Origin of the sequence: Candidatus Palauibacter polyketidifaciens, from assembly GCF_947581785.1 — a bacterium.
Classification (GTDB): Bacteria; Gemmatimonadota; Gemmatimonadetes; order Palauibacterales; family Palauibacteraceae; genus Palauibacter; species Palauibacter polyketidifaciens.
Map to the genome: position 1 here is coordinate 1 of NZ_CANPVO010000026.1, position 7,867 is coordinate 7,867.

The following is a 7,867-nucleotide window of genomic DNA, read 5'->3' on the forward strand; positions in this document are numbered from 1 at the left end:
CATCGGGCGCGGCTTCAAGGTGAAGATCAACGCCAACATCGGGAACTCGGTGGTGACGTCGTCGATCGACGAGGAGGTCGAGAAGCTCCGCTGGGCCACCCTGTGGGGCGCCGACACGGTCATGGACCTCTCGACGGGCCGGAACATCCACGCCACGCGGGAGTGGATCCTCCGCAACGCCCCCGTCCCCATCGGCACCGTGCCCATCTACCAGGCGCTGGAGAAGGTGGGCGGCGTCCCCGAGGAACTCACGTGGGACATATACCGCGACACCCTCGTCGAGCAGTGCGAGCAGGGGGTGGACTACTTCACCGTGCACGCGGGGCTGCTCCTCCGGTACGTGCCGCTCACGGCGGAGCGCGTGACGGGGATCGTGAGCCGCGGCGGGTCGATCATCGCCAAGTGGTGCATGGCCCACCACCGGGAGAACTTCCTCTACGCGCACTTCCGCGAGCTGTGCGAGATCGTGCGGGAGTACGACGTGTCGCTGTCGCTGGGGGACGGGCTGCGGCCGGGGTCGATCGCGGACGCCAACGACGAGGCGCAGTTCGCCGAACTGCGCACGCAGGGCGAACTCACGCGGATCGCGTGGGAATACGACGTGCAGGTCATGAACGAGGGCCCGGGGCACGTCCCCATGCACCTGATCCGCGAGAACATGGACAAGCAGCTCGAGTGGTGCGACGAGGCGCCCTTCTACACGCTGGGGCCGTTGACGACGGACATCGCGCCCGGCTACGACCACATCACGAGCGCGATCGGCGCGGCGGCGATCGGCTGGCACGGCACGGCGATGCTTTGCTACGTGACGCCCAAGGAGCACCTCGGGCTCCCCGACCGCGACGACGTGAAGGCCGGCGTCATCGCGTACCGGATCGCGGCGCACGCGGCGGACCTGGCGCGCGGTCACCCGGGCGCGCAGGCGTGGGACGACGCGATCTCGAAGGCCCGCTTCGAGTTCCGCTGGGAGGATCAGTTCAACCTCTCGCTCGACCCGGTGACCGCGCGCGCCTTCCACGACGAGACGCTCCCGGCGGAGGGCGCGAAGATCGCCCACTTCTGCTCGATGTGCGGCCCGAAGTTCTGCGCGATGAAGATCAGCGAGGACGTGCGCCGCTACGCCCGCGAGCGCGGTCTGGACACCGGCGAAGCCATCGAGCGGGGGTTGAACGAGAAGGCGGATGAGTTCCGTCGCGCGACCGCCGGCCATCCCACCCCGGGTACCTGATTCGCTCAGCGCGGCTCGTGTGCATATATTTCAGTCATCGGTTGTGCCGGGACCGGAGGGCGGCCGCGCTCGCGCCGCGTCGACCGGAACCCGGCCGGGGAGGAAGGGAGGGAGGGATGTTCAACCGAAGAAGCGTGACCGCCGTGCTCCTCGCCGGGGCGCTGGCGTCCGGTTGCAGCGAGGGACCGACAGAGCCCCCCACCACAGGAGAGCCGCTCTCCGCGGCCGAGTCCGTGGCGCTGTTCGAGGCGATGCGGGCGATTCACAATGACACGGCTGCCACGATCATCGGCGGCTCCGAGAACAGCATGGTGCTCGCCTGCCCCCTGGGAGGACAGGTCACCCTCACGATGTCGGTCGTGGAGGAGTCGGTAGCCGACACGGCGACCCTGACGGCCAATTCCACGGCCTCACCCAGCGGCTGCCAGCTTTCGAGCGGCGGGACGCGCTTCACTGTGGACGGCCGCCCAAGCGTCCGCGAACGGATCGTCACCACCTTCGTCGGTTTTTTCGAGGCGTTCACCCTCGAGGGTTCGGTGACCGGAGCGCTGGACTGGCAGACCGACCGACGGTCCGGATCCTGCGACATCGATTTGACTCTGAGCGAGGCGCCGGACTCCTCCGGCACGGGATCGTCCGTGGCTGTCATCCTGGCCGGCACGCTATGCGGCCACGAGACCCGCCTCGAACGGGAGGGCGTAGTGGACCCCGACCCGTCCGGTTGATCGACTCCGCCTGATGGACGATGGATCCGGCTAAGGGACGCTAGACGACCTCGGCCCCGGCGCCCGCGGGACGGACATCCCGGCGAGGCTCCGCGAAGGGTTCGGACGGGGATGCGTCGGGTTCATGATCGGACGGCCCGACCGACTCCGTGCCCTTCCAGGCTTCGAGCGCGGCCTTCTGCAGGCCGACGATGTCGCGCTCCATCCACTCGAAGCGACCCGCCATGATGTCCTGGGCGATGCGGTAGTCCGCCGCGTCGTGGTTCGAGCGAATGCGGCGGAAGAGTTCGCCCACGCGGCGGCGTGACTCGGCCGCGAACGAATCGGCGAGGCGGATGGCCTCCCGGGCCTCTTCGCGCGCCCCCTCGCCCTCCCGGCGTCGCAGCATGTCGGCCCTCGTGACGGCCGCGGCGATCGCGAACAGTTCCCCGCCGATGTCGATGACGCGGAAGAGCAACCCCTGTCGTCGCTCGAGTTTGGGCCCGTGGCGGAGGATGAGGTGGAAGGTCGTCCGCGCGAGCTTGCGGCTGTTGCGCTCGACGAAGCGCAGGTGCTTCGCCAGCCGCCCGTGGCTCGCGAAGCGTGGCGGCAGGCTCCAGCCGATCCAGGTGGACGGATACCAGGTGGCGTAGAACCATGCCGCCCGCGGCAGGATCTTGAGCTTGGCGCCGAGGCCGAGGCGCGGGTCGACGAGGCCGCCCGCGATCTGGAGGTGCCGGTCCACGGCCTCGCGGGCCATGAACAGGCGCAGGATCTCGCTCGAGCCCTCGAAGATCCGGTTGATGCGGAAGTCCCGCAGCCAGCGCTCGACGGCGACGGGTTCCTCGCCGCGCGCCGTGAGCGAGTCGGCCGTCTCGTAGCCGCGGCCGCCCCGCACCTGCAGAGCGTCGTCGACGAGTTGCCACCCCGTCTCCGTGTTCCAGAGCTTCGCCATCGCGGCCTCGAGCCGGATGTCGTAGCCGCCCCGGTCCGCCATCGACTGTGTAAGGTCGGCGATCGCGGACATGGCGTAGGTCCGCGTCGCAATCGAGGTCAGGTAATGTGCGATCGTCTCGTGCCTGCCGACCGGCACCCCCCACTGGATCCGCTCCGCGCACCAGCGGCGGCACGCCTCGAGCGCGGCCTGCGCTCCGCCCACCGAGGAGGCAGGGATCGTGAGCCGACCCGTGTTCAGCGTCATAAGCGCGAGCTTCAGGCCGCTCCCTTCCTTCCAGAGGAGGTTCTCGGCGGGCACGCGGACGTCCGTGAAGCGGATGATCCCGTTCTCGAGCGCCTTGAGTCCCATGAAGTGGCAGCGCCGTACGACCTCGACGCCCGGCAAGTCGCGCTCGACGATGAAGGCGGAGATCCGGCCCGTGTCCGGGTGGCGCGCCATCACGACGTAGAGTTCGGCCAGGGTGCCGTTCGTGCACCACAGCTTCTCGCCGTTGAGGATGAAGGCGGAGCCGTCTTCCGTGCGCTCGGCGGAGGTCGTGAGCCGCGCCGGGTCCGAGCCGACGTCGTTCTCTGTGAGGGCGAAGGCGCTGACGGCCCCCTTTGCGAGCCGGGGGAAGTACGCCTCCTTCTGCGCCTCGGTCCCGAACATCTTGAGCGGCTGCCCCACGCCGATCGACTGATGCGCGGAGAGGAGGGCGACGACGTTCCCGTCCACCGAGCCCACGACCCGCATCGCGTTCGCGTACTCCGTCTGGTTGAACCCGAGGCCACCGTACTTCTCCGGCACCTTGATGCCGAAGGCGCCGCGCTCGGCGAGCGACCGCACGACCTCCGGCGGGATCTTGCCGTCCCGGTCGATGCCATCGGAGTCCACCTCGTCCCGCAGGAAGACCCGCAGCTCCTCCGTCCACGCGCGGGCGCGCTCGGAGATGAAGTCGTCGGGGTCGGGGTAGGGGTGGATCGCGTCGAGCCGGAGCTTCCCGAGGAAGAGGTTCCGGACGAAGGTCCGCCCCGTCCAGTCGGTCTCGCGCGCGGCCTCGGCGACCTTCCGGGCCTCGGCCTCGCTGACGTGGGTTTTTCCGCTCGCGTCTGTATGTGTGGACATGTGAATCTTCCGCCTCTCGTGCCTCATATCGGGAAGCCGTCCCTGGGGGACGACACTCCTGTCAAGCTACCCCGCGCGATGCGTTCGCGACAAACCGACGGGTCGCGTCGCACGGACCCTCCTTCGTACCCTTGAGCGTTCCACACGGACCTCCGCCTGCTTCGAAAGGCCGCCGCGAGTGAACTCGACCCCCCGAACCCCGCCCGTCGCGCGCCGGGAGATCGTCTCCTGGGCGATGTACGACTTCGCCCACTCGGCGTTCGGGACGATCATCGTGACGTTCATCTTCTCCGCCTGGTTCGCGCGGTCGATCGCTCCCGACGACGTGCTGGGGGGCGTCTGGTGGACGCGCGCGGTCACCGTCTCGGCCGTCACGACCGCGCTCATCATGCCGGTGGTCGGCGCGATGGGGGACTTCGGCGGCCTCAAGAAGCGGTTTCTGCTCATCGCGACGATCGTCTGTGTCGCCCTGACCGCCGGCCTCTTCGGCATGGGGCCGGGCGATGCGTGGATCGCGGCGCTCGTGTTCATCGGAGCCAGCGTCGCCTACGAGTCGATGCAGTCGCTCGCCAACGCGTTCCTTCCCGAGATCTCCACCCGCGAGAACATGGGACGCATATCCGGGCTGGGGTGGGGCCTCGGGTACTTCGGCGGCCTCCTCTGCCTCGTGCCGGCGCTGGGGATGGTCAGCGGCTGGCTGCCGGAGGACGGAGGGCTGAACGTGCGGTCCACCAACCTCCTCGCCGCCGGCTGGCTGCTCGTATTCTCGATTCCGACCTTTCTCTTTCTTCGGGAGCGGCAGCCCCGCCGCCGCGCGTCGCTCGGCACCTACGTGCGGATGGGCTTCGGCCGCATCGCGGACACGGCCCGTGACCTGAAGCGCTATCGCCAGGCGGTCCGCCTGCTGGTCGCGCGTCTCGTCTACAACGACGGGCTCGCGACGGCCTTTGCCATGGCGGCGATCTTCGCGGCGGTCGAGTTCGGGATGGAGACGGCGGATCTCCTCATCGTCGGCATCGTCGTGAACGCGACGGCGGGCGCGAGCGCGATCGGCTTCGGCTTCGTCCAGGATCGGATCGGCGGAAAGCGAACGATCGCCATCACGCTCGTCCTGCTGATGGTGGCGATCGTGCTGGCGTGGTCCGCGAGGGACCTCCCCATGTTCTGGGCCGCGGCCATACTCCTCGGGCTGATGGTCGGGCCGAACCAGGCGGGGAGCCGCGCGCTCCTCGGTTCGTTCGTGCCCGAGAACAAGCAGGGCGAACTGTTCGGCTTCTACGCCTTCTCCGGCCGGCTTTCCTCCGCCCTGGGGCCGCTCTCCTACGGGCTCATCCTCGGCGCCACGGGTAGCCACCGCTGGGCCATCGCCTCCATCCTCGTCTTTCTCGCGGCAGGACTGGTGCTGCTGATGCGGGTGGACGAGGAGGAAGGCGTGAGGCTGGCGACAGCGGAGGGCGCGCCCAGCTAGCGTGGGAGGCGCGCGGCTGCGGCGAGGGCCCGGCGCAGGAGGGCCCGCTCGATCGCGGCGATCGGGGAGGTCGCGGCGGCGAGTGAATCGGCGCGGGCACGCATTGAAGCGATGGTGACGGTCGCGAAGGCGCCGGGCACGGGCTCGCCATCGCGGCTTTCCGCCGCCGCGTCGAACAGGAACCGCACCAGCCGATCGTCGGGGTCGAAGGGGCGGCCCTGGCCGAGCGATTCCGGCCACAGGAGCGCGGCTTCCAGGTGGCGGCGCGCGGCCGGACGGTCTCCGGCCTCCAGTTCGTCGAGTGCGGCCCCGACGTGCGCGAATTCGTAGAGGCGGTGGGCTTCGCCGGAGTTCTCCGAGGGAAGGACGCGCGTGTCGCCGAGGATCCGGATCGCCTCGCCGTGGTCGCCGGCCTGGAGGAGTCCCCGCACGTGGAGGAGGGCGACGTTGAAGTCGTCCGGGAAGCGTTCCCGTCCCCGGCCGGACGCCTCGCGCGCCTCCGCCCAGCCTCCCGCTTCCTGCAGGTGCCGGATGAGGGAGATGTGGAGGAGGCGGTTGTCGGGATCCACCTCGACCGCGCGCCGGAAATCGGGGCCGGGGTCGCCGCTCGTGGCCCTCGTCATGTGCGCGCGCGCCGCGTAGGCGGGTCCGTAGTCGGGCTCGTTGCCGAGGGTCGCCAGCACCTCGGCCGCCTCGGCGTCGCGGTCGAGCGCCCACAGGTTCAGGCCCAGCAGGTAGCGCCAACCCCAGTGCGGGTCCTCGCCGGCTGCCCAGCGCAGGACCGGCAGGGTCTCGGGGCGGTAGGGGAAGGCGAAGGCGGGATCGGCCCCCGTCCGCAGCAGTTCCGCGTCGCCGGTGAGGAAGGCGCGCCACGCCGTGGCCACGGGGCCGCCTCGCACCTCATCCGCGAGTTCCAGCAGGCGCGCGGCATCGCCGGACAGCCCCCGGTTCGCGTAGCCGACGGCGAGCTCCAGGAGCGTCTGCCCCGGATACTCGCTCCGCATCGACGCGGCGAGGCGCGCCGCCTCGGCCCCGCCAGCCGTCTCGTCACCCCCGCCCCGCGCCGCGAGATAGCGCTCGGCCAGCACGAAGTGGTTCAGCGGGTCAAGCTCCAGAAGCTCCGCCCGCGCGCTGGCCGCGCCGGCTTCGTCCCCCGCCATGCGCGCCGCGATCCCGATCGCCTCGCGGGCGGAAATACTCACGCGGTCGTGGTCGAGTGCGAGCCCGGCGTGACGCTGCACCTCGGCCAGGTCCCCGGCCTCGAGCGCCAACTCCGCCAGCCGAGTGCGCGCCGCGGTCCGGAAGCCGACTGACCGGGCGGCCCAGCCAAACGCGTCGAGCGCATCGGCACGGCGCCCGAGGGCGAGATAGAGGTTGCCGGCGAGGAAGTTGGCCTCGGGATCGTACGTGTCGAGTTGCAGCGCGCGCCGCGCGTGGACGAGGCCCTCTTCGTAGCGGGCCGACCTCAGCCCCAGCGCGCCCAGGCCCAGGAGCGCCTCCCGGTTCCAGGGCTCCGCCGCGAGCGCCCGTTCGTACAGCGTCCGCGCCTCCGGGTAGCGGCGGCTCCGCGCGAGTTCCCGCGCCTCGAACACCAGGCGGTCCGTCTCCGGGAGAGCATCCCACGCCTCGGCGTTCGTCGCAAACGACCGGGACACCGAGGGGTCTCCGCCGAATCCGCAGACCCCTGCGAGACCGGTCGCACCCGGGTTTGAGCAGGCTTCCAGGCCGAGCCGCAGCAGCGAGACGCGCCACGGCTGCACGGGCGTGACGTCGAACTCCACCGCCAGCGGCTCCATAGCTTCGAGCGCCACGGCCCGCGCGCCGACCTGTTCGCCGCCGGACCACACGGTCACCGTGTCCGTCTCCGCCCCGAACGCCTGGACCACAACCCGCAGGCGGTCGCCCTCTCGTTCGACGTGCAGGGCGCCGTGGGGAGACGCGTCGGTGAGGCCGCCCGTCCCCTCCAGCGGGAACCACGTCTCCGTCCAGCGGCTGGCCGAGAGGGGATCGAACGCGCCCTGCGAGACCGGGTTGCGGTCCGCGCCCGGCTGGTACTGCGCGTGCAGCCGCCCCGCCTGGAACTCGACGTACTGTCCGTCCGTGTCGGTGAGCAGGTCCTCCCAGACGCCGCCCGCCCGGGAGAGCGCCCACAGCCACATCTTTCGCCCGGGCATCTCTTCGTGCGGGGCCCAGTGCCCCCACCCGTAGTCCTCGTCGTGATAGTAGCCGCCGAAGAAATCGTTCAGCGCCCCCACCACGTGATAGGACTTGTGTCCCCCGAACGCGTTGTTGCGGTACAGGGGGAGGAAGCGCCCCTCTTCATCCTCGGGCCACGGGCGCACCCGGCCGGAGTGCTCCAGGTAGGCGTCCCCCGGCACGAACAGTTCGAGGTCGTCCCGGGCGAA

General features: G+C 70.4%; 5 protein-coding genes. 3 read left to right on the top strand and 2 right to left on the bottom strand.

The features are described 5' to 3' along the window. Nucleotides 1-1,228 (top strand): phosphomethylpyrimidine synthase ThiC (thiC, locus tag RN729_RS08045; protein ID WP_310783492.1); only part of this gene is annotated, 1,228 nt, incomplete at its 5' end. A 116-nt stretch (nt 1,229-1,344) separates the two neighbouring features. After that, on the top strand, nt 1,345-1,953 hold the full coding sequence (locus RN729_RS08050) for a hypothetical protein (protein WP_310783494.1): 609 nt from the start codon (nt 1,345-1,347) through the stop codon (nt 1,951-1,953). A gap of 40 nt (nt 1,954-1,993) precedes the next feature. On the opposite strand, the gene RN729_RS08055 is transcribed toward RN729_RS08050, so the two are convergent. Continuing rightward, nucleotides 1,994-3,994 carry an acyl-CoA dehydrogenase family protein gene (locus RN729_RS08055; protein WP_310783496.1) on the bottom strand — a complete coding sequence of 667 codons (2,001 nt, stop codon included), beginning with the start codon at nt 3,992-3,994 and terminating at the stop codon, nt 1,994-1,996. 178 nt (nt 3,995-4,172) lie between these two features. On the opposite strand from RN729_RS08055, the gene RN729_RS08060 reads away from it, so the two are divergent. Then, on the top strand, nt 4,173-5,462 hold the full coding sequence (locus tag RN729_RS08060; RefSeq protein ID WP_310783498.1) for an MFS transporter: 1,290 nt from the start codon (nt 4,173-4,175) through the stop codon (nt 5,460-5,462). On the opposite strand, the gene RN729_RS08065 is transcribed toward RN729_RS08060, so the two are convergent. After that, nucleotides 5,459-7,867: DUF5107 domain-containing protein (locus RN729_RS08065; protein ID WP_310783500.1), on the bottom strand; the 2,409-nt coding region annotated here is incomplete at its 5' end. The genes RN729_RS08060 and RN729_RS08065 overlap by 4 nt on opposite strands.

Bases quoted from the DNA above. Each gene is read 5' to 3' on its own strand.
- RN729_RS08050 (WP_310783494.1), top strand. From the start codon at position 1,345: ATGTTCAACCGAAGAAGCGTGACCGCCGTGCTCCTCGCCGGGGCGCTG.
- RN729_RS08055 (WP_310783496.1), bottom strand. From the start codon at position 3,994: ATGTCCACACATACAGACGCGAGCGGAAAAACCCACGTCAGCGAGGCC.